Source organism: Subsaxibacter sp. CAU 1640, assembly GCF_023156585.1.
Classification (GTDB): domain Bacteria; phylum Bacteroidota; class Bacteroidia; order Flavobacteriales; family Flavobacteriaceae; genus JBPOFM01.
The window spans coordinates 35295-59537 of record NZ_JALNMI010000004.1 but is presented as its reverse complement, the minus strand read 5'-3'; the positions used below and the strand labels follow the sequence as shown (position 1 = coordinate 59537).

Annotated in this window: 24 protein-coding genes; 3 read left to right on the top strand and 21 right to left on the bottom strand. The window is 37.3% G+C overall.

The features are described from left to right. Window positions 1-106 precede the first annotated feature (106 nt). The 14 genes from M0G43_RS10115 to M0G43_RS10050 all read right to left on the bottom strand — a co-directional run bounded on the left by M0G43_RS10115 (window position 107) and on the right by M0G43_RS10050 (window position 14603). A complete protein-coding gene (locus tag M0G43_RS10115; protein ID WP_248025837.1) occupies window positions 107-490 on the bottom strand; it encodes a hypothetical protein in 384 nt (127 codons plus the stop codon). 60 nt (window positions 491-550) lie between these two features. Then, window positions 551-1690 (bottom strand): N-acetyl-alpha-D-glucosaminyl L-malate synthase BshA, encoded by a 1140-nt coding sequence (gene bshA, locus M0G43_RS10110; RefSeq protein ID WP_248025836.1) that lies wholly within the window; start codon window positions 1688-1690, stop codon window positions 551-553. 48 nt (window positions 1691-1738) lie between these two features. Next, window positions 1739-4654, bottom strand: a complete 2916-nt coding sequence (locus M0G43_RS10105) for a glycoside hydrolase family 3 N-terminal domain-containing protein (protein WP_248025832.1) — start codon at window positions 4652-4654, stop codon at window positions 1739-1741. Between the two features lie 190 nt (window positions 4655-4844). Then, the gene (locus M0G43_RS10100; RefSeq protein ID WP_248025829.1) at window positions 4845-5327 is read right to left on the bottom strand and encodes an ABC transporter ATPase; all 483 of its coding nucleotides are present in this window, start codon (window positions 5325-5327) and stop codon (window positions 4845-4847) included. A 4-nt stretch (window positions 5328-5331) separates the two neighbouring features. Beyond that, window positions 5332-6105, bottom strand: a complete 774-nt coding sequence (locus tag M0G43_RS10095; protein ID WP_248025825.1) for a phosphatase PAP2 family protein — start codon at window positions 6103-6105, stop codon at window positions 5332-5334. Window positions 6106-6163: 58 nt separating this feature from the next. Next, on the bottom strand, window positions 6164-7663 hold the full coding sequence (locus tag M0G43_RS10090) for a PH domain-containing protein (protein ID WP_248025822.1): 1500 nt from the start codon (window positions 7661-7663) through the stop codon (window positions 6164-6166). After that, window positions 7650-8168, bottom strand: a complete 519-nt coding sequence (locus M0G43_RS10085; RefSeq protein ID WP_248025819.1) for a PH domain-containing protein — start codon at window positions 8166-8168, stop codon at window positions 7650-7652. Before M0G43_RS10085 ends, M0G43_RS10090 begins: the two co-directional genes overlap by 14 nt. Before the next feature lie 41 nt (window positions 8169-8209). Beyond that, window positions 8210-8875, bottom strand: coding sequence for a hypothetical protein (locus M0G43_RS10080; protein WP_248025815.1), 666 nt, complete (start codon window positions 8873-8875; stop codon window positions 8210-8212). 45 nt (window positions 8876-8920) lie between these two features. Continuing rightward, window positions 8921-10144: a phosphoserine phosphatase SerB gene (serB, locus tag M0G43_RS10075; RefSeq protein ID WP_248025810.1), complete on the bottom strand. Its 1224-nt coding sequence runs from the start codon at window positions 10142-10144 to the stop codon at window positions 8921-8923. Beyond that, entirely contained in the window at window positions 10144-10932 is a 789-nt protein-coding gene (locus tag M0G43_RS10070) for a (Fe-S)-binding protein (protein WP_248025807.1), read from the bottom strand. Before M0G43_RS10070 ends, serB begins: the two co-directional genes overlap by 1 nt. Next, window positions 10933-11121 carry a hypothetical protein gene (locus M0G43_RS10065; protein ID WP_248025803.1) on the bottom strand — a complete coding sequence of 63 codons (189 nt, stop codon included), beginning with the start codon at window positions 11119-11121 and terminating at the stop codon, window positions 10933-10935. It abuts the gene before it with no gap. Continuing rightward, window positions 11114-12421: a (Fe-S)-binding protein gene (locus M0G43_RS10060; protein WP_248025802.1), complete on the bottom strand. Its 1308-nt coding sequence runs from the start codon at window positions 12419-12421 to the stop codon at window positions 11114-11116. Before M0G43_RS10060 ends, M0G43_RS10065 begins: the two co-directional genes overlap by 8 nt. A 9-nt stretch (window positions 12422-12430) precedes the next feature. Beyond that, window positions 12431-13402, bottom strand: coding sequence for an MlaD family protein (locus M0G43_RS10055; protein WP_248025799.1), 972 nt, complete (start codon window positions 13400-13402; stop codon window positions 12431-12433). A gap of 55 nt (window positions 13403-13457) precedes the next feature. Beyond that, window positions 13458-14603, bottom strand: coding sequence for an N-acetylmuramoyl-L-alanine amidase (locus M0G43_RS10050; RefSeq protein ID WP_248025796.1), 1146 nt, complete (start codon window positions 14601-14603; stop codon window positions 13458-13460). A gap of 130 nt (window positions 14604-14733) precedes the next feature. Here M0G43_RS10050 and M0G43_RS10045 point away from each other — a divergent pair, with 130 nt between their 5' ends. The 3 genes from M0G43_RS10045 (at window position 14734) to M0G43_RS10035 (ending at window position 18983) form a co-directional block, all read left to right on the top strand. Next, entirely contained in the window at window positions 14734-17436 is a 2703-nt protein-coding gene (locus M0G43_RS10045; RefSeq protein WP_248025793.1) for a putative LPS assembly protein LptD, read from the top strand. A gap of 32 nt (window positions 17437-17468) precedes the next feature. Further along, window positions 17469-17849, top strand: coding sequence for a RidA family protein (locus M0G43_RS10040; RefSeq protein WP_248025790.1), 381 nt, complete (start codon window positions 17469-17471; stop codon window positions 17847-17849). 87 nt (window positions 17850-17936) lie between these two features. Beyond that, the gene (locus M0G43_RS10035) at window positions 17937-18983 is read left to right on the top strand and encodes a GMP reductase (RefSeq protein WP_248025786.1); all 1047 of its coding nucleotides are present in this window, start codon (window positions 17937-17939) and stop codon (window positions 18981-18983) included. On the opposite strand, the gene M0G43_RS10030 is transcribed toward M0G43_RS10035, so the two are convergent. The 7 genes from M0G43_RS10030 to M0G43_RS10000 form a co-directional block, all read right to left on the bottom strand. Continuing rightward, on the bottom strand, window positions 18984-19346 hold the full coding sequence (locus M0G43_RS10030; protein WP_248025784.1) for a methylglyoxal synthase: 363 nt from the start codon (window positions 19344-19346) through the stop codon (window positions 18984-18986). Beyond that, window positions 19346-20206, bottom strand: a complete 861-nt coding sequence (locus M0G43_RS10025; RefSeq protein WP_248025780.1) for an N-acetylglucosamine kinase — start codon at window positions 20204-20206, stop codon at window positions 19346-19348. Before M0G43_RS10025 ends, M0G43_RS10030 begins: the two co-directional genes overlap by 1 nt. A gap of 78 nt (window positions 20207-20284) precedes the next feature. Further along, a complete protein-coding gene (gene gap / locus M0G43_RS10020; protein WP_248025773.1) occupies window positions 20285-21286 on the bottom strand; it encodes a type I glyceraldehyde-3-phosphate dehydrogenase in 1002 nt (333 codons plus the stop codon). 39 nt (window positions 21287-21325) lie between these two features. After that, the gene (pfkA, locus tag M0G43_RS10015; protein ID WP_248025763.1) at window positions 21326-22312 is read right to left on the bottom strand and encodes a 6-phosphofructokinase; all 987 of its coding nucleotides are present in this window, start codon (window positions 22310-22312) and stop codon (window positions 21326-21328) included. Between the two features lie 110 nt (window positions 22313-22422). Continuing rightward, window positions 22423-22701: a hypothetical protein gene (locus tag M0G43_RS10010; protein ID WP_248025758.1), complete on the bottom strand. Its 279-nt coding sequence runs from the start codon at window positions 22699-22701 to the stop codon at window positions 22423-22425. A gap of 197 nt (window positions 22702-22898) precedes the next feature. Continuing rightward, entirely contained in the window at window positions 22899-23342 is a 444-nt protein-coding gene (locus tag M0G43_RS10005; protein ID WP_248025755.1) for a hypothetical protein, read from the bottom strand. A gap of 13 nt (window positions 23343-23355) precedes the next feature. Beyond that, complete coding sequence (locus M0G43_RS10000) at window positions 23356-24192, bottom strand: hypothetical protein (RefSeq protein ID WP_248025754.1); 837 nt, start codon at window positions 24190-24192, stop codon at window positions 23356-23358. Window positions 24193-24243: the final 51 nt, after the last annotated feature.

Genomic DNA, 24243 nt, shown 5'->3' with positions numbered 1-24243 from the left:
AACTTAATCAGGTTGATTGATGTACAATGTAAGGTTTTTTTTGAGTATATCCTTATGAGTCAAGAAGATTGATGGGAAAATAATGACGACAGTAGTTGGGGATGATTTAATTACCAAACTTCCTATTAAGCACTTTGGATTTTTCTTCCAATAGTTTAAAGCTCTCGCAGTCGTAGATATCGTTGTCTGTTAGGCGCAGTTCGCCTTGGCAACGCTTGGCCACCTGTTGGGTTTTTATGGTGGTGATGTTTACAATTTTGACGCCAAGAGTATCACTCATAATCTGTTGCCGAGAGGTGTAACCCTCCATACTTTTGACCATGATATCGGCAATTTTTTCCATACCGTCAGAGCAGTCGCAAGGTTCTTTGATGTCGGCAATCTTTATGGAATCTAGCACGGCAGTAACATACTCAAGACTGTACTCCTGCTCTTGAGCAAAGCTACTGATGCTTAAGAGAGTGATAAGAAGGGTGAGGATGTGATTCATTGTTGATGGTTCAATTGACTTTAAAGATAGGTGTTATCTTTTTATATGGAGCACCAAAAATTACACAAACTTACTACAAGACTTCAACGTCCTTTCATACAAAGCTTCGTACTGCGGCACGATGTTATGGATGTCAAACTTTTTAGCTTCCTGTTTGGCATTGGCCTTGAATTCTTTCAAACGTTCATTGTCTGATAAGATATGGATGGCATTTTTGGCCATATCTTCCACATCATTTACATCGCTTAAGAATCCTGAAACGCCCTCAATATTTACTTCAGGGATGCCTCCTGTATTGCTTGAAATCACTGGTACGCCAGATGCCATAGCTTCCAAGGCTGCCAAACCAAAACTTTCAGTGAGTGATGGCAACAAGAACAAATCACTAAAGCATAAAATTTTATCAATCTCATTACTGTTACCAAAGAAGACTACTTTATCTGCAATGCCGAGCTTTTTGCACAGTTGCTCTGCCCCTGCCTTTTCTGGGCCCTCACCTACCATCATCAGTTTGGCTGGCATTTGTTTTTGTATTTCGTAAAACACATTCACAACATCTGGTATTTGTTTTACCTTTCTGAAGTTACTGATGTGTGTGATGATTTTTTCACTTTCCCTTGCCATAAGTTCGCGTTGGCAGTCGGTGAAATGCGTTTTGTATTTGCTCAAATCAATGAAATTAGGAATGACATCTATTTGATTTTTGATATCGAATAAACGTAAAGTATCCTCCTTTAAACTTTCAGAAACAGACGTCACCGCATCCGATTTGTTGATGCTAAAGGTCACCGCAGGTTTGTAAAATGGATGGCTACCTACAAGGGTTATGTCCGTACCGTGCAAGGTGGTGACAATCGGCACATAAATACCTTCTTCCTGCAACATCTTTTTTGCCATATAGGCCGCATAGGCATGCGGAATAGCGTAATGCACATGTAAAATCTCAATGCCGTGCAGCTTTACCATATCTACCAACTTACTACTCAAAGCCAACTCATACGGCTGGTAAAGAAACAGTGGATATTCTGGTACGTTGACTTCGTGGTAATGTACGTTATTGCCCAATAAATCCAAGCGCACCGGCTGGCTGTAGGTAATAAAATGGATTTCATGACCTCGTTTTGAGAGTGCCAAACCAAGTTCGGTAGCGACGACGCCACTGCCTCCAAAGGTTGGGTAACATACGATTCCTATTTTCATGTTTTAGTGGTTAGATGTTAGTTGTTAGACGTTAGATTGTAAAAGTACTTACTCGATAATCGCTTCGTAAATCAGACGTTGAATTTCAGTTCTTATGCCTTCTTTTAACAAGGCATTGTTATTGGCATCAGGATAAGTTCTGTTGGATAAAAAGACATACACAATTTCCTTATCAGGATCAGCCCAAGCCATCGTTCCTGTAAAGCCCGTATGACCAAAGCTGTCCATCGAAACACAGCCACAAGTTGGGCCATCGCCACTAGGTTGGGGCTTATCAAAACCAATGCCTCGCCTTACTCCTTTACTACAATAGTAGCACGTATTGAACTTATCAATTGTTTCCGTCTTTAGATAGCGTTTGCCACCATAATAGCCTTTTTGTAGATACATTTGCATAATCTTCGCGACATCATTGGCATTACTGAAAATACCAGCGTGCCCTCCTACACCATTTTGCATCGCTGCACCCATATCGTGCACATACCCTCTGATGGTTTGATAACGGTAATAATTGTCCACTTCAGTAGGAACAATGTTTTCATCACTAAAGGTCGGCGCAGGATTGTACATTGTATGATTGGCGCCAAGCGATTGATAAAAACGGTCTTGCACCAATTCGTCCAAGGTTTTGTCATAATACTCCTCAATATATTTCTTCAAAATGAAATAAGGGAAATCACTGTATTTATAACGAAGCGTCGGAAGGAGATCGCTATCCCTAATGATTTTTTGAATGGTGTCGGGATAATCGTGTCTTAAGTAAATTTCATCAGCCACTTTAACACTGTACATTGGGCTTGACTTGCGTCGATAATATTTAGCACTTGGCTTTTTTGCTGAATCTAAAGTTTTTACATAAAAAGGCTCCCAAGGACGTAGTCGCGCATAATGAGATAACATCTCTTTTATGGTGATATTCTTTTTGTTTGAAGTAGCGTACTCCGGAAGCATCTTGGACAATTTAGTGTCGAGTGTCACAGCATTTTTCTCTTCCAATTCCATCAATAATGGTAAGGTTGCCAAGATTTTGGTCAGTGATGCGACGTCATAAATATCTTCAGGCTTTACAGGTTCTTTGTCATCATAAGTGTGTTTTCCGAAGGTTTTATTGTAAACTACTTTACCCTTACGAGCGACCAACAATTGCAATCCTGGCGTGGTTTTATGGTCGATAGCCAACAATGCCATTGAATCGAGTTTCTTCAGTTTTTCAGAACTCATACCCACGCGCTCTGGCAACCCATAACTCAACGATTGAATGGCATTATAAGTGATACCATCTTTCACCTTAAAATTCTCTCCGGTTGAAACAGGCAAATGACCTTTGGCTGCAATGGCACCAAAAATCAATTGTGCCGACTTGCGTTGCGCAATCTCACTGTTTTGATAGCTCATCACGATACCTTCAATATTTTCGATGCTTTTTAAATCGTTCAACGCATAAGGTCTTGCAAAGACATCTAGAATGACTGTGTTGGTTCTTGCAATTTCATACAACCAAACCAATTCTTGATCTGTAAACTTATAGTCTTTCCAAGGATTTGCATTCGATTTGTGCAAGCCAATGATAACCGTATTATAGTTTTCTAGCTTTGAAAGAAGTTCTTCCAATGAACTACCAGAAATCTCGTGAACTTTTGTATATTTTTTTAACTCGTCATAAAACGCCGAACCAGTATCGTCTCCAAACTTTACGTATGCTATCTTTTTTGTTTCCAAATGACGCAATGGTAGAATTTCTTTTTTGTTGCGTGTCACAGTGATGGCGTTTTCCATCAATTCTTCGTACAGCAAATCATCTTTTAAACGATTCAAATCTTTAACCAAGTTGGCAGTACCAATTGGACTGTACTTATTCAGGCCAACTTTATACTTCGCCATCAATATTTTTTTGACAGAATGTGCCAGACGCTCTTCAGTAATTTCTTTGGCATTGTAAGCCTCAATTAACTTTGCAACACCTTTTTCTGGATCTTCAGACATCAGCAACACGTCATTACCAGCCAAAAACGCAGCCAAATCAACATCTGCCGAACTGCTATAAGTAGAAACACCTTTCATTCCCAAAGCATCAGTAAAAATCAAGCCTTTAAATTGAAGACGTTGTTTCAAAATATCTTGAATGATGGTTTTTGACAACGATGAAGGCACACCATTACGCGGCTCTAAACTTGGTACATTGAGATGCGCTACCATCACACTGGAAAGTCCTTCTTTAATGAGACGTTTGTAAGGATATAACTCAATGGAGTCAATACGTTTTTCATTGAAATTAATTGTCGGCAAGGATTTGTGAGAATCACTATCCGTATCGCCGTGACCAGGAAAATGCTTTGCACTTGCCAACACTCCAGCAGACTGCATACCTTTCATAAAAGCCGAAGCTTTTTCAGTGACGTTATCTCTATCTTCCCCAAACGATCGATTACCAATGATAGGATTTTTCGGATTGGTATTGATATCCACATCTGGCGCAAAGTTAAAATGCACTCCTAACCTTTTGCAGTGCTCGCCAATGTAACGCCCTGTTTCTTCAACCAATTTATTGTCGCTAATGGCACCGAGCGTCATATTCCAAGGAAACGCATAAGTCGATTCTAAACGCATACTCAAACCCCATTCGGCATCCATACCAATCAGTAAGGGAATTTTTGATGCGGCTTGCAACTCATTGTTCAACAATGCTTGACTTTCGGGGTCGCCAACCGTGTAAATGATGCCCCCAATTTTTTGGTTGAGTATCTGATTGACTATCTTATTTTTATCGAGGTTTTTCTTTTGAGAATACACCTGTACCATAAACAGTTGGCCCACCTTTTCCTCAAGGCTCATACTGTTGTAGATGCTATCGACCCATTTGGTTTGTTTGGCAGCATCATTTGTGGCTAAAGGGTTATCATTCCCTTGTGAAAAAGAGTTTAAAGTGACTAAAAGAATAGTGATGAGGGGGAAAATCAATCGCATAAAATCTCGGGCTTTCTATATACTTTCGAATAAAACTAAAAACTATGCCAAAATAGTATATTTGGCAAGAAGAGTATAGTATTTTAAGATAGTTTTATCAAGAAGGTTATTAAGAAAGTTGGCAGTGGCCAGTAGCAGTTGACAGATTATATAGGACCGAATACTGAATACTGATCACTGAACACTGAATTTACAAAAAGCGACTATGCCAACTCTCACTTGCAGGCACTTCCCAATTTTCATTGAATTCGGCAACGTTGGTCACCAAATTATTGAAGACAATCGTATTTTTTGAGACGGCTTTGTCCTTTGCCATCTTCTTAAAGTCCAATAAAGATTTGTAAGCAATGAACTCACCTTGCTTGTAAGACACGTTCATTTTGTCCATTAAATCGACGTTGTAATCGTTCTCAAGTTGTTGAATAAAATGTACGGATGCATCTATAGAACAGCCAGTAGCTTTGTTTAAGTTCTGATTCAAGCCTATAACTATAAAACGTTTGTATTTAATGGTATAGCCAGCTTTCAAATCACTTCCGTGGGCTGTCCAGTTTTCAATGAAAGTATCTAATTTGGTTTGAAGTTCAGAGAGTTCTTCATCAGTAAAAGATCGGTTAGCTTGGTAAATCCAAACTCTGGACTCTTCTGGTAATATATTAAAATCGACTAGCATAATATCAAAATGTTGCTGATAATCCAATTCCTACGAAATCATTTCCTATACAAGGTAAAACAATTGGTTTGAAATTGGATACTTCATTATTAAAATTTTTAGTGTTTTTTTTCTTAAAAATTGATTGAAAAGTTGGTAATAGCCAATAAGCGATTTTAGTGCTTATAATCCCTATACCTGCGCCAGTGACCACATCATTGAACCAATGACGGTCATTATACATCCTAAAAGCTCCTGTTAGGGTTGCCACCGCATACCCCGAAATCCCATACCAAACGGATTGATGTTTGTATTCTTGCCATAAAAATTCTGCACCCATAAAAGCTGTTGCGGTATGTCCTGATGGAAAGGAATTAAAAGCACTTCCGTCCGGTCGTTGTAGGTTTGATGTGGTTTTTATAATGTGCACGGAAGACGTCATTATCAAATGTGCAGTAGCAATTACTAAAGTTCTATCTCCGAAATTTCTTTTTCCTTGCACACCAAAGGCATTAAGTGCATAGACAGCCGCAATAGGAGAATATTGAGAAAAATCATCAATGGTAAACTTGTCATCTATGTGCTCATCCCTTTCATTATTGATACTTTCACTGATATCCTTTAAAGTATGACTTTCCAAGCCTATAACACCTATTGTTATTAATGAAGTTGGAATAATGATTTGTTTAAGGTGAAACTCGGTTGGGTCAGAGAGCAATGTGTCTTTAACTATTTGTGCTTGTATGGTGTTTCCAAGTAAAATAGATATAAAAAGTATTACGACCGCTCTTAATTGCATTGAACTTATACTATAAATGAAAATATAAGATTAAGTTTTGAACTTCAAAAGTACATCTTTACATCCAATTTTTACCTTCAGATTCCACCTTGAACAATAAAAAATCATAGATAGATTTGGCCTGTTTCTCGTTTACATAAGGAATGGTCACAGATTTTGAAGCCGTATAAACAATCACTGACGCCACGCCTCTTCTCTTTTGAAAAATGTTTTGCACCAATTTCACTGCCTGAAGTTTATGAATATTGATGATTTCTTTTTTGGTATCAATAAAGCCACTGCCAACCGTCAAGAACGGCTCTGTAATGTTATAATAAGCCTTTTTATAGCGATAATGAACGGACAGTGCCATAAATGGTACGAGAAACAGATTCACAAACAAGGCATTATAATCAAACAATACTACAGCAATGAGGTTAATCAGCACTAGAAACAATAGAGAATAAAACGCCATAATGCGTTTGTAATAACTAGATGGCTTTCGTTTTTCATCAGATGTGTGATAGTTTTGAAGAAGTTTATCCAACAAATGCTGAATATGCACATCTTCCAAAGCAATAATCCCGAAATTCTTGCTTTGTTTTTCGTTGGTCATTGCCTGCTTCACGTATAGCGAGTGTAGATTCAATCTTCTTTTGAGCGCATTGGTTTTTACAATCACATTCTGGATTTTATCAGGAGTCAAAGTCAACGATACCTTGTTAAGCAAGCCTTTGCTGATTTCGATGGTTTTGTTGTTCTCAATGACTTCCAAGTTGAAATTACCAATCACAATCCGTACCACAGAATACACAATTGAAATTATCAGTACGATAAACCCTAAAAGCAAGTTCAAGTATAACACTTGCGCCAAGCCATCTTCATAAGTGGTCAATTGGTCTAAATTGTCATTGATCTGCAAGTCCTCGATAATGCTTTTAAATTCGTAATAAATACCGAAAGCAAACGATGTGATGATTGCAAAACTCTTGAGATGATTATGTAACAAGCCTTCAAGAAACAAGCGTTTGATTGATATTTTAAAGAACACATTGGCCTCCACTTCGTCCTGAAAAATGTCATTTGTTTCAACAGTCGCAGATTTGCGGTCAAACAGCGCTTTTTTCAATTGAAGCGCCATCGGTCTGCTCAAGGCATTGATTTCAATTTCCGATTTTTTATCACCTGCCGATTCAACCTTTAAGGAGACCACGTTTATAATTTGCTGAAGGAAATTCTGTTGGATATAAACATTCTGAATCTTTGATTTCGGAATGATGGTTTTGTCTTTTTCAATGATCCCTGTATCCAAATGAAAATCGTCATCAGCTACGTGAAACTTAAAGTTCAGATATTTTAGAACGGCAACACCTAGCATAAGCAGAAGAAGAACGAAAATGATAAGTGCAATCATCCAAGGCGACCACGTCAAAAAAGAATTCTTTCGGAACAATCCAAAACCCAGTGCCACCAAAGCGGGAAATAACGCCCTTAACCACTTTACCGCATTGACCGCAAAAATGACAATGATACCTTTTGATGATTGCCTGCTCGGTTGTGAAAAGTCAAATTCTTCCATTGACCTTTGAACTTAAGAAATCATTGATTTGCTTTGCTTCGTCTTTAGGCAAGCCTTTGATAGTTAAGTCACTTCCAGACTCTCCAGCAGTAAAAATGTTCAATGTCGATAGATGTAATTGTCTTGCCAGCCAACTTCTGGATTCTTCAATATGCTGAATTCTAGAAATCGGAACCGTTGTGATGGAACGCGTTAAAAAACCTTTGGCATAAATAACATCGTGCTCACGAATGGCATATTTTCTATTCTTGAAGGCAATATAAGACGTTGTAAAATCAATAAAACAAAAGATGCAAAGTACACCGAACAATACCCAAAAATTATCCTGAAAAGCGACATCATCAACAAATCGATTCAACATCAAAAGAATCAAAAAGAAAATACCATAAACCACTATCTTATTGATGACAATAATTTTGAAATAGTTTTTTGAGATTGGTTTCAGATGTACTTCTTCCAAAGAAGGTATCGTAAAATCTTCAATTTGTGAATTTGTAAAGTTCATATGAATTCAGATTTTTGATATCGAATTGAGAGGCTTATTTATTAAAGAAATTCGATGTGTTTGACCACTTTCTTTTTGACATACTTACGTTCACTCAAATCAAAATAATAAGACTCTTTGTAATAAACCTTAAAGGATTTCTGATAATTTGATTTCTTTAGAAGCTCGAAGCCTTCAAACTGTTCACAAATCAAAAACAGGTGCGTTTTATTATAAGCATCTTTAATTTGAATGTAAGAAATGGCGTCATTATTTAATGAAATTAAATCTCCCTCCATCTGTAAGTCGTTCTCATTTTTAAGAGCAGGCGGTGGCGGAGGTGGTGGCATTGTACCATAAGAATCATCGTCATCATCATTCACAAATTCTTCCAAATCATTTGATGAAAAAAGTCCCATGAAATTTTCCATGCAAATCTCAACCAGTTTCAACCCTACTTGTTCCCCGATTTGCTCAAAATTATTTAAACCATTTTTAGCCAATGCTGTTGATTCATTTTTCCGAACATTATAACTTTTCAATAGACATAAGCCTAAAGACATTTTTTTCTTGTCCATAGATATTTCAGGCTTGAAGGACTCTGGGTCATTTTTAATACACTCACACGTATCTTCAGCCATCATGTTTATGGCCTCGTCCATCGTTTTGTCTTGAGAAAAGAGCTGTAAAGAGGAACAAAATAATGCAAAGAGTATAAGTTTCTTCATAATGTTTCAATTGCTGTAGTTAAAAAAAGGTTTGTAATCGACAATTTATTCAAACAAATCGATATGACGGTCATGATATCCCAAAAGATACAAAATACCATCCAATCCGATACTTGAAATGGCGCTTTGCGCATTGTTTTTAACAGTCGGTTTTGCGTGGAAAGCAATTCCAAGACCTGCCAGGTTGAGCATTGGCAAATCATTGGCACCATCGCCTACTGCAATTGTTTGCGCAATATCGATGCCTTCTTTTTGAGCTATTTCTTTTAAATATTCGGCCTTTTTATCGCCATCAACAATTTCGCCGACGTAATTTCCCGTGAGTAAACCTTCTTTAATTTCAAGTTCGTTGGCATAGACATAGTCGATACCAAGTTCTTTCTGTAAATAATGACCGAAATAGGTGAAGCCTCCTGAAAGAATAGCGGTTTTAAAACCATATTTCTTCAAGGCATCAATGAGACGCTTGGCTCCTTTGGTAATGGGAAGATTGACAGCCACATCCTGCAAAACTTCTTCGCTCAAGCCTTTTAAAAGTGCCATTCGCTGCTTAAAACTTTCCTTGAAATCAATTTCTCCATTCATCGCAGATTCGGTGATGGCTTTCACTTCATCACCCACACCAGCCAATTCTGCCAACTTATCAATGACTTCTGCTTGAATCAAGGTAGAATCCATATCGAAACAAACCAAACGTCTGTTACGTCTGTAAATATTATCTTCTTGAAACGCAATATCGACATCCAAATCGTGCGAAATTTGAAGAAACTTCTCCGTGAATTCCGCTTTATTATCGATTTTACCTCTTATGGATAATTGGATGGACGCTCGTGGATACTCATCTTTCTTTACCAAAGACAATCGACCTGTCAAGCGCTTGATGGCGTCGATGTTCAGGTTTTTTTCTGAAATGACCCTGGTGACTTTCGAGATTTGTTCAGCGGTCAATTTTTCGCCAAGAATTGTAACAATATAACGGTCTTTTCCTTGGTTGCTCACCCATTTTTCATAATCTTCAGAAGAAATAGGTGTGAATTTAGCCTTCACACCAAGTTCGTAAGCTTTAAAAAGCAAATCCTTTAAAACTGCCGCCGATTTTACGCCAGATTCAATTTCAAATAGAAAGCCAAGTGACAATGTATCGTGAATATTTGCCTGACCGATATCCAATACTTTGGCGTCGTAGTGTGCCAAGACATTGGTCAAGCCAGACGTTAAGCCAGGTTTATCTTGTCCAGAAATGTTAAGTAGAAATATTTCAGTGGCCATTATAGGTCTTGAGCATTTGCAATCAACTCGGCAACATCCATCACAGCAATCTCTGCTTCTTTGTTGGTTGCTTTCACACCATCAGTCATCATAGTATTGCAAAATGGACATCCAGCAGCAATGATTTCAGGTTTTACTTCGATCGCCTGCTCGGTACGCTCCACGTTCACATCTTTATTCCCTTTTTCGGGCTCTTTGAACATTTGCGCACCTCCTGCTCCACAACATAGTCCGTTGCGTCGACACTTTTTCATTTCTACCAATTCTGCTTCGAGTTTCAGAATCAAATCTCTTGGCGCTTCATATACATTATTGGCTCGTCCCAAATAGCAAGGGTCGTGAAATGTAATACGTTTTCCTTTAAATTGGCCACCTTCAACTGTCAATCGACCTTCATCTAAAAGTGTTTTTAAAAATTGGGTATGATGCATCACCTCATAGTTGCCGCCCAATCCTGGATATTCATTTTTAATAGTATTGAAACAATGCGGACAAGCAGTCACGATCTTTTTAACTTCGTAAGCATTCAGCACTTCGATATTAGTGACAGCCTGCATTTGAAACAGGAATTCATTGCCAGATCGCTTCGCTGGGTCACCAGTACAACTTTCTTCTGTACCAAGAACTGCAAACTCAACATTGGCTTTGTTAAGCAATTTTACAAAGGCTTTGGTTATTTTTTTTGCCCTATCGTCAAAACTTCCGGCACAGCCTACCCAAAACAACACTTCAGGTTGTTTGCCTTCTGCCATAAATTCTGCCATTGTAGGCACTTTCAAATTTTCCATCTACTTGTTGTTATATCTTTTATGCATTCCCATTCCAAAATGCGCCACTCCAGAACCGAAACATATTCCAAAAGCAAAATCCAGTCTACCGCTCCAAACAAAAGGTAGCACAATCCCAATCAACATAAATATCACACCATAAGTGATTAGTTTTTTTGGATTGTCGTAAAGGGAATGTTTATTATTCATTCTTCCAATTCAATCGGTCCATTTGGTTATAAGGCCAAGGCGCACCATTGTTTTCAACATTCGTCATCATATTATTCAGCTCCATAGGTGCTGCACTTTGCTCCATCACAAGATAACGTCTCATATCCATAATTATAGATAATGGATCAATACTTACAGGACAGGCTTCAACACAAGCATTGCAAGTCGTGCAAGCCCATAATTCTTCGCGTGTAATGTAATCATCCAACAATTGCTTGCCGTCATCTTTAAATTCACCTTTATTGGCATCGATATTTTTTCCAACCTCTTCGAGACGGTCACGAGTGTCCATCATAATTTTACGAGGCGATAATTTTTTCCCTGTTTGATTGGCTGGACATTCACTCGTGCAACGACCACATTCCGTACAGGTGTAAGCGTTGAGGAGCTGAACCCAACTCAAATCTTGCACATCACTGGCACCAAACTTTGCTGGTGTTTCTGCGCCTTCAGGAGCTGCTGCAAAAGGATCAACGTTTGGATCCATCATCATTTTCACTTCCTTGGTCACAGCCTCGTTATTATCAAATTGGCCTTTAGGACGAACTTTTCCAAAGTACGTATTAGGAAATGCTAGAAGGATATGTAAATGTTTTGAAAAATAGAGATAGTTCAGGAACACCAAAATTCCCAAAATATGCAGCCACCAGGCCGTTCTTTCAGTAATATGTAAGGTTTCCGTTGAAGTATTTCCAAACCAAGATGCAATATGCTGACTTATGATGTTGCCACTATCCATTGCTTGAAATTGAACATCCGAAGCATTCATTATCAAAAATAATGTCATCAACACCATTTCAAAGTAAAGAATGAAATTGGCATCATTCTTTGGCCAACTGGTCATTTCATTCGCCCAAAAACGCTTGATTTTAATGACATTTCGGCGAAACCAGAACACAATTACAGACACAAAAACAAGTGCTGCCAATAGTTCAAAACTTCCAATCAAAAAACCATAAACTGAAGTTGGCAATACATCAGAAAACATACGATGCGTCCCAAAAAGACCATCGAGAATGATCTCTAAAACTTCAATATTGATGATAACAAAACCAACGTAAACTATGACGTGAAGAATGCCTGAAATAGGACGTCTTACCATTTTAGATTGCCCAAGAGCAATCATCGCCATATTGTTCCATCGTTTTGATTTATGGTCGCTTACATCTACATCCTTACCTAGTTTGATATTGCGAACGAGCTTTTTGACATTCATTACAAAATATCCGATTCCAGCAATTAGCGCAATTGCGAATAAAATGTTTGGAAGGTATTCCATCTGATTGGATTAGTTGTTTTCTGGTTGTGTCTTTTCGTCTTCGATAATGTTTTCTTCAGCATCAAACTTTCCTGGTTTCTTTCCGAATACCGAAAAATGAACATATCGTTTAGGGTTCAGTTTAAAGTCTTGAAGTAATTGTTCCAACTGTTTTGAAGCACCTTCGAGATTATCGTAAAGTTTATCATCAGTCATCAATTTTCCAAGTGTACCATTGCCATTCTTTACATCGGCCATTAACGTATTAACACTTTCAAGAGTGTTCTCCAATTTTGCTATAGATTCTGATAATTTAACATCTTTTAGATCATTGCTTAAGACGGCTAGATCCGATGTAACAGTATTGAAATTCTTAATGGCCGAAGTCAATTGCTCATCATTTTTAGAAACAAGTGAGTTTATACTTCCAGATAATTTATTAAAGGAAATAATTGTAGCATTCAATTCAGCAATCGTTCTTTTCAATCCTTCTTCAGAATCATCGATCACCAACTTATTCAAATTAATAAGCAATGTATCTGCAGATTGCATAGTGTTGCCTAGATTGCTACTAATGCCCGAAAAATTTTCAGTCAAACTTCTGATGAGCCCAGCTTCTACAGTGGATTCCAGATAGTCGCCACTTTCAGCCAATTCTGTACCTGGTTCGGGAACAATGGCAAGACCATTCCCTCCCATTAAACCCGTTTCGTAAAGTTTGATTTTACTGTTTTTAGAAAACTTAATATCATCTCTTACGGAAATGGTGACTTTTGTTTTACCGGTTTTTGTATCGTATTCGATACTGGCAATTTTTCCTATTTTATTACCTTTAATTGTCACAGGAGCAGAGCTGTCCAATGCATTATAATCGAAAGTGGTATGATATTCGGCATTGCTATCTAAAAGATTGATGCCTTTGAGGTAATTGAACAGGAAAATCATTAATACGATTCCTGATATTACTAATATTGCGGTTTTGACTTCTCTTGAAATTTTCAATGCTCAGACGATTTAGTTGCTCACAAAATTAGCAATAAATATAGTAAGAATGATTTTAATTTGCTGTCGTTTTCAGCGCATCGTTTAGCTCTATCCGTTTTCCATCCTTAAATGCCACGATGAAACATTCTGGATAACCTTTCTTCTGTGCAGTGGTTTGTAATTCCTTTACTTTGTTATAATCAGAAGTATAACCATAGAAATATTTGTAAAGCCTACCTTCTTTTTCTCTTGAAATTTCAGAAAGTCCATTAAAATTGAATGGTTTCGGTTCAAGCTTATTTGAACTAGCGGCAAGCTGAACCTTAAATACGATGTTGTTATAAACAACTTCAGTCTTTTCAACTTCAACTTCCTCTATTGGTACATTTTCTTTGACAACCATGGGTGTTGTACTTTCTGAATAAATATTTTCACCTACATTCTGGTCTAGAATAGACTTGTAACTCATGATAGCTTTGTAAATGGCGCTTGACATTTCTGATTGACCCGACGAAGAATTTAAATAAGTTCCTTCTGGCTTGTAAGTCAAGAAACCGGTTTCAACCAAAACACTTGGCATATATGTTTGATGCAGCACTATAAATCCTGCTTGTTTAACACCTCTACTTTTCCTTTTTAAATCATTAGTGAAATTGCCTTCGATCATATCTGCCAAAAGAATACTTTGATCAAGATAATCCTCTTGCATGAGCGTTAAGCCAATAACAGATTCAGGTGAGGTTGGGTCGAAACCGTCGTAATGTTTCTGATAATCTTTTTCTAGAAAAATTACCTCATTTTCTTTTTTTGCTACTTCAAAGTTGCGTTGATTGGCGTGCAATCCCAAAACAAATGTTTCAGTACCGTTGGCTGCACTATTATGAGAATTACAATGCACAGATACAAATAAATCAGCATCTGCCTTATTGGCAATTTTACCTCTTACAAACAAATCAACAAATACATCGGTTTTTCTGGTATAAACTACTTCTATGTTCGGATTTTTCTCCAACTGTTTCCCAACAGACAAAACAATGTTTAGAGCAATGTCTTTTTCCTTAAAACCATTTCCCATATTGCCGGGATCATGGCCTCCATGTCCAGCATCAAGGACTACAACAAATTTATCAGTGTGTTTTTGAAATGCATGGGCAGATGTTAAAAAACATGTAAAAATGATTGCTATTAATACGATTGTATAAAGTGTGTTCGTTCTCATAAAGATTTTAACGGCTATTAATCTTGCTTTATTTTAATTTGTGATTATAAATTGATAATCACAAAAAAATATATGTAATTTTGGGGTTTCAAAAACCGAGCCATACTTTTACAAAAATACACTAAAAGCATTGCGTACAAACATCTTCGACATACTTTTTGCCTTAAGTTTTACAGTGCTTATTAACACATTTGGATTCGGTCAAGATTTACCAAAATCGAACGAACCGATAAAATCAACGGAAAGAGATAGTGTAGTTTTGGTGGTAGATTCTTTGAAAACTCTTCCACTAGCTGTAAAAGAGACTGATTCGATAGTTTCAGACACCATTCTGCCAAAAAAGAAAGATTTTTTAGATGGCATTGTTAAGTATAAAGCCACAGATTATGTTTCAATAAACCAACGTCAGCAGAAAATTTATTTATATAATGAAGCCGAGGTTAAATACCAGGATATGGAAATCAAATCTGGTATTATTGTTATTGATTATAGTAAAGATTTAGTGTATGCAGGCCGTTTAAAGGATTCTTTGGGCACTTATTCTCAAGCGCCCGTTTTTAAGCAAGGAGAAAATGTAGTTGAACCAGATTCGATCATCTTTAATACTAAAACAAAAAAGGCACTCATATTCAATTCAAGAACAGAGCAAATGGATGGCTATATTGATGCTAAACTTACCAAAAAGGAAAATGACTCCGTTTACTTTTTGAAAGAAGGAAAATTTACGACTTCTGAAAGTCGTGAAGATCCCGAATACTATTTCAGGATGAGAAGAGCAAAAGTAGTTCCTGGAAAAAAAGTAGTCGTTGGTTTAACAAATATGTATATCTATAATGTACCTACACCTATAGGTCTACCATTTGCCTATTTTCCTTTAACCAATAAACAAACTTCCGGAATCATTTTCCCAACATTCGGTCAAGAGAGTCAACGAGGATATGGACTCCAGAACGGTGGATATTATTTTGCCATAAGCGATTATGTTGATTTGGCAGTTTTGGGTGATTATTGGACAAATGGCAGCTATGGGCTACGATTAGAGTCTCAATATGCACTACGATACCGTTTTAATGGAAATGTTGGGTTTAGATATGAGAATAATATCAGTAGCGAACGCGGGTTTCCAGATTATTCAAAGAGTTCAATATATAATATACGTTGGACTCATTCACAAGATGCTAAAGCCAATCCCAGTTCTCGTTTTTCAGCTTCAGTCAACCTTGGTAGCAGTCGCTACTATCAGGAATCCGTCAACCAAATCAATCAATCCAACTTTTTGAATAATACTTTATCATCTTCTGTATCCTATTCAAAAACCTATGATACTGAACCGAGCATCAATTATAGCATTACAGCAACACATTCCCAGAATACGCAAACACAGCAAATCAATATGACATTGCCGACTTTTCAAGGAAGCATTAGTCGTATTTTTCCTTTTGAACCCTCTGTCGGAACCAAAAAAGGTGTTCTTCAAAATATCAATTTTCAATATAACGTAAGGGCAGAAAATCGTATCCAAACAACAGACAGCTTGTTTTTTAAGAAAGAAATGTTCGATGATGCTTTAATGGGTGTCAAACATTCGATTCCAATTTCCACAAACTTTAAAATGTTTAAGTACTTTAGTGTGAGCGCGAGTACCAATTTCGATGAGAACTGGACTTTTAATACGGTGAGACCATATTATGATGAAGAAACCGATAGAGTTTTATATGAAGATGTCAGAGGTTTTGACAGCTTTAGAACCTATAATTTTAGTACAAGTGTAGGTACCACCATTTATGGAATGTTTCCGTTTAAAAAAGACGCAAAAATACAGGCGATTCGACATGTGATGAGACCTGCTATTAGCTATAATATCAATCCTGCTTTTGACCAGTATTACGACACCTTTGAAGTCATTAACGCCGAGGGCACAACGGTTGAGGAATATACCCGTTTTCAAAATTCTATTTTTGGTAGTCCTAATAAAAACTTCTCAAGTTCCATTGGGCTTTCATTAGCCAATAATTTTGAGATGAAAGTTAGACCGAAAGATTCCACAGAAACCGAAGCAAAAAAGATTAAATTGCTGGATAATTTGAATTTTTCTACTTCTTATAATTTAGCTGGAGATTCTTTGCAATGGAGTCCCGTAAGAGTATCTGGAGGGACAACTATTCTTAACAATAAAATGAATATTAACTTCGGAATGGTGTTAGATCCTTACGCTTTGGACAACAATAACCGAAAAATTGACAGATTTAATATCAATAATGGAGGAAGTCTTTTCCGTATGACAAATGCTAATTTAAATATCAGCTATTCATTGTCAAATTCCACTTTCTCGGGAGATAAAGATAATGATGGTCTCGATGGACGGGAAGAGCAAGAATCGCTGCAAAGCGGTGGTCGCGCAGATGATTTGTTTGGAAAACCACAGGATTTTGCAGACCAACGTTTGAGGGACAGCGATAAAGATGATGAAGAAAAGACACCAAGCGAACTGTATAATTATCAAATTCCATGGAGTCTTCGGTTAGCTTATGCAGTCAACTATTCAAACAATGCACGAGAAAATGAAATATCATCAAACTCCTTGATGTTTTCTGGAGATGTTGAAATTTCTCCGCGTTGGACACTTGGGGCATCATCTGGTTATGACTTCAAAAATCAAGGGTTCACCTATACACAATTGCGTTTTGAACGTGATTTGTTGAGTTGGCGAATGAATTTCAGTTGGATTCCTTTTAGCACCAGAACTTCTTGGAGTTTTTTCATCGGAATCAAATCCAACTTGTTGAAAGATCTCAAATACGATCAACGTAAACGTCCTGACAGACAGTTATAATTTTCATCTAATAAATCAATAAAGAAATTTAAATGAAAAAAATCATCAATACACCAAAAGCACCAGCACCTATTGGTCCTTACAACCAAGCTGTTTTATCAGGAAACATACTTTTTACTTCTGGTCAAATTGCCATCCATCCAGAAACTGGTGAATTGGTGATGTCTGACATTAAAACCGAGACCAAACAAGTCATGGAAAATATGAAAGCTGTGCTTGAGGCTGCTGATATGACCTTTGGAAACGTTGTCAAAACCTCTATCTTCATTAGCGACATGAACAATTTTGGGCAGATAAATGAAGTTTATACAACATATTTTGATAATGCAACTGCTCCAGCTCGAGAAACGGTTGAAGTGGCTAACTTGCCAAAGTTTGTGAATGTTGAAATCAGCATGATTGCTGTAAAATAAACGATTACTTGTAGAAAAAACATAGATTTGATTTGAACACAATCAATCTAAATGCCTAACTTAGAGATTCATTAATCCAACCAAAACATGCGTATAGAATACGATATCAAATTAGGCTTCAAGGATGTTATGATACGTCCTAAACGCTCTACTTTAAATAGTCGCTCTCAAGTAAATTTAAAACGTCAATTCAAATTTATGCATAGTGCTTCCAACTGGACAGGCATACCTGTTATGGCTGCCAATATGGATACTGTTGGAACATTTGAAATGGCTTTGGAATTGGGCAAGCAACAACTTTTTACTGCCATTCATAAACATTATTCAGTTGAAAAATGGAAGACGTTTTTAAGTAAAGCACCAAAATATATTACCAATTTTATTGCCATCAGTACAGGTACCAGTGAGCAAGATGCTGAAAAGCTGAAAGCTATTACTGAATTGAATAAGGATTTGAAGTTTATCTGCATTGATGTTGCTAATGGTTACTCTGAACATTTTGTGAATTTTGTGAAGGAAACGCGCTCACAATACCCAGATAAAGTAATCATCGCAGGAAATGTCGTTACAGGTGAAATGGTAGAAGAATTACTGCTAGCTGGAGCAGACATCATCAAAGTAGGTATTGGTCCTGGTTCTGTTTGTACAACGCGTATTAAGACTGGCGTTGGGTATCCTCAATTATCCGCAATTATTGAATGTGCTGATGCCGCACACGGTTTAGGTGGCCAAATCATCAGCGATGGTGGTTGTACAACACCTGGAGATGTTGCAAAAGCATTTGGAGCTGGAGCCGATTTTGTGATGCTTGGAGGCATGTTTGCCGGTCACGACGAAAGTGGTGGAGAAACCATTATCAGAAAAAAGAAAACCTACAAACAATTTTATGGTATGAGTTCAGCCACTGCCATGGACAAACATGCAGGCGGTGTTGCTGATTATAGAGCCAGTGAAGGCAAAACCGTTGAAGTACCTTATCGTGGTAAAGTGGAAGATACTATTAAAGACATTTTGGGAGGAGTGAGAAGCACTTGTACCTATGTTGGTGCACAACGCTTAAAGGAGTTGACCAAACGTACCACTTTTATTCGAGTGGAAGAGCAGGAAAATAGAGTTTATACTGGCAAGGACTAACTATAATCCTTTCATTAATAAATTTGCTGTTGCTGGATTGGTAGCTAGTGGTACATCATGCACGTCACAAAGACGCATCAACATCAAAACATCTGGCTCGTGTGGATGTTTTTCAAGAGGGTCTCTAAAAAACAATACCATTTGACATTTTCCTTCAGCAACTCTAGCAGCGATTTGAGCGTCCCCACCTAAAGGACCAGACAGTAGACGGGTGACTTCAAACCCCGCTTTTCTTACTTTTTTACCTGTAGTTCCCGTAGAAACCAATGTAATTTGTTTTTGTTCAAGAATAGAACGATGCTCGTTTAAAAATTGCACCATTTCAGTTTTCTTTCCATCATGTGCAATGATTGCTATTTCCATCACAACCGTTTTGTATGGTATGCTACAAGCCCTTCAATGGGTCTCCTTACAAAGTTTCCTACCTTAAATCCTAATTCCTCTCCTACTGCTCGTATTTCTTCTTGAGAAAAGAACGCAATAGAGCCAGCAAAATGCACAGGAACTTTCTCTATTTCATTCTTAAATTGAAGAATCATATTTCGAGCAAAAACTCTCACACCTTCTTTAATCATATTTTGGATATATTCCGAGTCTTTGTTAAGGAACATGAATTCTGCAAAGTTGGCTAAATAGGCATTTGGGCTAGGTTGTTTGTAAAGATTGTATTTAATATAATCCGCATCCATGTTGTATTTGTCTCCAAATGATACGCGGATGGCTTCTGGCATATGATGGAAGTAATAATCGCGAATTAATTGCTTTCCGTAGTAATTTCCGGAAGCGTCATCCATCAAGGTATATCCTAAAGACACTATTTTCTGATGTAGTCGTGTACCATCATAATAACTGCAATTAGAACCTGTTCCAAGTATACAAACCACTGCAGCTTCATCATCACTATTTAGTGTCGCTCTTACGGCTGCCATGGTATCTTCAGTAACTTCCACCTCAGCATTCTGAAAAACATCTTCCAAAATACCTTTTAACATCAATCTCGGATTTTCAGTACCACAACCTGCGCCGTAAAAGAAAACATGCGTGACATTTCTCTTGATGGCAGCGAGTTCTTCGCTTTTGCGTATGGTTTTATAGAGTTTTTTCTCTTTAAGAATTTCGGGATTCAATCCGCTGGTGCGGATTTTTTCTTGGAGTTGTTTTCCATTATTATCTACAACAATCCAATCACATTTGGTTGAACCACTATCAGCTATTAAAATCATGTGTGTGTTTTAAATAAAGATTCCGTACGAGTTGGAACTATATAAATATAGTGAACTTATACGGAATCTTACTAAATATTATAAGGAATGTATGTGCTGAGCCAATTCAACTAATTTAGTGGAATATGCAAACTCGTTGTCATACCAACCTACCACTTTGAAGAATTTAGAATTCAATTCTATGGACGCATCAGCATCGAATACACATGTGCGAGTTTCTCCCACGAAATCTTGAGAAACCACCAATTCATCTGTATAGCCTACAATACCTTTGAAAGCTCCTTCTGACGCATCTTTAAATGCTTTTTTGATTTCTTCCAAAGAGGTTTCTTTTTTACTTCTGAAGGTTAAATCTACTACTGAAACATCAGCAGTAGGTACTCTAAATGCCATTCCTGTTAAGACACCATCCAATTTTGGAATTACTTTTCCAACAGCTTTTGCAGCTCCTGTAGATGCTGGAATGATGTTCAATAAAGCACTACGTCCGCCTCTGAAATCTTTTTTAGATGGTCCGTCTACTGTTAATTGTGTTGCAGTAGTAGCGTGAACAGTGGTCATCAAACCTTCTTCAATTCCGAAGTTATCATCAAGAATTTTAGCCATTGGAGCCAAGCAGTTTGTAGTACAAGACGCGTTTGATACAATTTTATCAGAAGCTTTTACCTCATTATGATTTACACCCATAACGAACATTGGCGCATCTTTACTTGGAGCAGAAATCACCACTTTTTTGGCTCCTGCGTCCAAATGGTATTGTGCAGTATCCATCGTTGTGAAAATACCTGTGCAGTCTGCCACAACATCTACACTAGCCTCATCCCACTTTAAATTCTTTGGATCTCTTTCAGCAGTAACTCTGATGGTTTTTCCATCAACTACCAAGTGACCATCCTTTACTTCTATCTTTCCATTAAAGCGACCGTGTACTGAATCATACTCCAATAAATAAGCAAGATGGTCTACTTCCAACAAATCATTGATGGCTACAACATCTACACCTGGTTTATTAAGGGTTGCTCTAAATACTATTCTTCCTATTCTACCGAATCCGTTGATTCCTAATTTTAAATTTGACATTTTTAGTTGTTTTTATTTAATGCTATTGATTTTATACTGTTACGTCGTCATAATATCAGACACGCGCAATAATTCTTTATTGATTTTTGATTTTCCTTTTACGGCTTGCTCTAACGGCGTCAACGCCATCACATCATTGAGAAGGCCCACCATATAGTTGGTTTTTCCTTCGAGAAGACTTTCTACAGCTTTTACTCCCATACGGCTTGCAAGCACTCTATCGAAACACGATGGCGAACCACCACGCTGCATATGACCAAGAACAGAAACCCTGACATCATATTCAATCATATTTTCTTCTACATAATCTTTCAATTCGAAGACATTCTTTCCTATTTTGTCACCTTCAGCAACCACGACAATACTTGATGATTTACCGGATTGTTTACTACGCTGTAAGGATTCCAACAGACGATCCAAACCTAAATCTTCTTCAGGGATGAGGATTTCCTCTGCTCCTGCTCCAACACCTGCATTTAAAGCGATGTGACCTACATCTCGGCCCATCACTTCCACAAAGAATAATCTGTTGTGTGAACTGGCTGTATCTCTGATTTTATCGATACACTCTACTACTGTATTTAATGCGGTATCGAAGCCCAAGGTATGGGACGTACCATAAATATCGTTATCAATAGTACCTGGAATGCCTATAATAGGAAAATCGTATTCTTTATTGAAAATAAGTCCACCGGTAAAGGTACCGTCACCACCGATGAGCACCAATGCATCTATGTTTGCTTCTGTGAGTTTTTGGTGTGCAGTTTTGCGACCTTCTTCTGTTCTAAATTCTTTGGAGCGAGCAGATTTTAAGACGGTTCCGCCTTTATTGATGATGCCCTTGACACTACGTGCGTCCATGGCTTTAAAATCTCCTTCTATCATTCCTTCATAACCTCTGTAGATACCTACACATTCTATATTATGGTAGGCACAAGTACGAACTACAGAACGTATGGCGGCATTCATTCCTGGCGAGTCGCCACCAGAGGTCATGACACCTATTCTTTTAATCGTTTTTGACATGTATGTTTAGTTAATAAAAGTAAAACTACTAAACAAAAACTAGATTTTTAAAGCTATTGCAGATTATTTAACAGTACCTTAAAATCTCAAACGTTTTCGTTAATAACTATCTATAAATTAGCGAAAAAGTTGCGGATTTTGGAGATTTTAGAGTGGTAATGTATTGTCACGAGTTCAGGAATGTTTTTTGAAAAGTTTGAACGTGACGCGTGAAGCTTGAAGGATGACTTTTTGGTGGCATTGTTAGGCTGTTTTTTAGGTTTTACTGGGGTTTTGAGACGTTTTTTGGCGCAGCCTTTTGACAAGTTGGAGTTAGCTTTTGAAAGGTTGACGGAACCTTTTGACAAGTTGGAGTTACCTTTTGAAAGGTTGACGGAACCTTTTGACAAAATGGAATTAGATTTGATACAGCAGTTTACTGAATGCCTCAGCTTTGTATACACAGCACTCTTGGTCTTTAAAACGTTGATTCTTGAGTCGTAATTTTTTCAATTTTATAATCGTCAAACCTTCTGTAATTTTCTCTAATGTCTTTTAAATCCATATTCTAAAAAAGTCCAATTCTATTATTAATCAAACTCCGCTTCTATTTTGGTGAGTTTTGCGATGTCTTTGTTGAGGTATTTAATGCTAACTTTCGGCGGGATTGAGATTTCGATACAGGTTTCGCTAAAGACCAAATCTTCGGAGGACAGTTTGCTTTGAATATCAATTTAAACATTTTTCGGTCTGAATACTGTGTCAGTATTTGTTCTGTTTCCTTGGGGCTCAATTCTTTAAATCTGCTGAAATGTATTTCGATAGATGGCGGCACTGATACGCTTACGATGAGTCTGTTGGTTCTGAAACCTGCCTTTTCTATGAGTGGCAATACGTCGAACACTTCTTTGACATAGTTGACAAATTTGTTTTTTGTGCCGGTACCGATATCTCCTATTTTAAACAGTCCGTTTTTGAGTTGCGCCAATAGTTGTTCAGAACTGTCCGTAACGGTTTTTGAGGTTTTTTGAATGATTGATTTTTTCTCCAAGATGTTTACAATTTTATTCTTTAATGTACTTTTTAGTCTTAAAAAAGGTTCTTGTGTCATTAAATTCCTTTCCAGTATGAAAGTCAATCAACCACATATTTACTTTCAAATCGTTTAATAACTCATATTCCAGTTTTACAAAACCATACGTCTCGGAAAAATAACTTGTCAATTTTGATGTCCCAATATCTGATGTGGCGGTACTTACAATTACAAAACAATCCATCTCTCCTATTTGAGTTGCAATAGTCTCTTTACGAATTATTTTATAGTTGTATGTCAAAAGTAATTCGCCTTCCCAAGCACCCCATAACTCATTTCCCCAACCATCTCCAATGCTCATTTGGTCATTCCATTCCATTCCAATTTTAATTGGTTTCTTAATAAACGGAAAAGGCGCTGTTTCCAAAGCACTAAAGAATCCGTCTCTGATGGGATGAATCCATACATTATCATTATTTTCGACGGCTCCGGTTGATGAAAGTGAAGAAAACACAGGCCCTTGCAGGTATGAAATTTGGGTTTGGTTTTCATTGGTTCTGTCTGCATCAGCAACAGGCTTTACCAAAAGATGAATCTTTTCAACCGCTAAACTATCAAAGTCAGATGAAGCGAACTCAAAATCAATGACCCTTTCTTGTTTTGATTCGTCAAACTTACTGCCGTTCTTTTTCAGCTTATGCTTTTTTCCACCGTAAATAATCTCATAATCATAAATAAAAACATTTCCAGGTTTATAAATGTCATTATTCAAATCGACATTCTCATTTTCCGTTATTACAGAATCATACTGTTGAGAATACCCTATTTGAAGTGAAAAAAGACACAAAGCGGTAAGGACAAATTTCATTGAATGTATTTTTACAAAGGGGTTTAACGATTATATCTATTCAAACAAATA

Coding starts and splice junctions, on each gene's coding strand:
- M0G43_RS10080 (WP_248025815.1), bottom strand. CDS start 8,875: ATGAAGAAACTTATACTCTTTGCATTATTTTGTTCCTCTTTACAGCTC.
- M0G43_RS10000 (WP_248025754.1), bottom strand. CDS start 24,192: ATGAAATTTGTCCTTACCGCTTTGTGTCTTTTTTCACTTCAAATAGGG.
- M0G43_RS10050 (WP_248025796.1), bottom strand. CDS start 14,603: ATGAGAACGAACACACTTTATACAATCGTATTAATAGCAATCATTTTT.
- M0G43_RS10070 (WP_248025807.1), bottom strand. CDS start 10,932: ATGGAAAATTTGAAAGTGCCTACAATGGCAGAATTTATGGCAGAAGGC.
- M0G43_RS10030 (WP_248025784.1), bottom strand. CDS start 19,346: ATGGAAATAGCAATCATTGCACATGATGGAAAGAAAACTGAAATGGTG.
- M0G43_RS10040 (WP_248025790.1), top strand. CDS start 17,469: ATGAAAAAAATCATCAATACACCAAAAGCACCAGCACCTATTGGTCCT.
- bshA (WP_248025836.1), bottom strand. CDS start 1,690: ATGAAAATAGGAATCGTATGTTACCCAACCTTTGGAGGCAGTGGCGTC.
- M0G43_RS10095 (WP_248025825.1), bottom strand. CDS start 6,105: ATGCAATTAAGAGCGGTCGTAATACTTTTTATATCTATTTTACTTGGA.
- serB (WP_248025810.1), bottom strand. CDS start 10,144: ATGGCCACTGAAATATTTCTACTTAACATTTCTGGACAAGATAAACCT.
- M0G43_RS10115 (WP_248025837.1), bottom strand. CDS start 490: ATGAATCACATCCTCACCCTTCTTATCACTCTCTTAAGCATCAGTAGC.
- M0G43_RS10025 (WP_248025780.1), bottom strand. CDS start 20,206: ATGATTTTAATAGCTGATAGTGGTTCAACCAAATGTGATTGGATTGTT.
- M0G43_RS10085 (WP_248025819.1), bottom strand. CDS start 8,168: ATGAACTTTACAAATTCACAAATTGAAGATTTTACGATACCTTCTTTG.
- M0G43_RS10060 (WP_248025802.1), bottom strand. CDS start 12,421: ATGGAATACCTTCCAAACATTTTATTCGCAATTGCGCTAATTGCTGGA.
- M0G43_RS10065 (WP_248025803.1), bottom strand. CDS start 11,121: ATGAATAATAAACATTCCCTTTACGACAATCCAAAAAAACTAATCACT.
- pfkA (WP_248025763.1), bottom strand. CDS start 22,312: ATGTCAAAAACGATTAAAAGAATAGGTGTCATGACCTCTGGTGGCGAC.
- M0G43_RS10090 (WP_248025822.1), bottom strand. CDS start 7,663: ATGGAAGAATTTGACTTTTCACAACCGAGCAGGCAATCATCAAAAGGT.
- M0G43_RS10105 (WP_248025832.1), bottom strand. CDS start 4,654: ATGCGATTGATTTTCCCCCTCATCACTATTCTTTTAGTCACTTTAAAC.
- gap (WP_248025773.1), bottom strand. CDS start 21,286: ATGTCAAATTTAAAATTAGGAATCAACGGATTCGGTAGAATAGGAAGA.
- M0G43_RS10100 (WP_248025829.1), bottom strand. CDS start 5,327: ATGCTAGTCGATTTTAATATATTACCAGAAGAGTCCAGAGTTTGGATT.
- M0G43_RS10035 (WP_248025786.1), top strand. CDS start 17,937: ATGCGTATAGAATACGATATCAAATTAGGCTTCAAGGATGTTATGATA.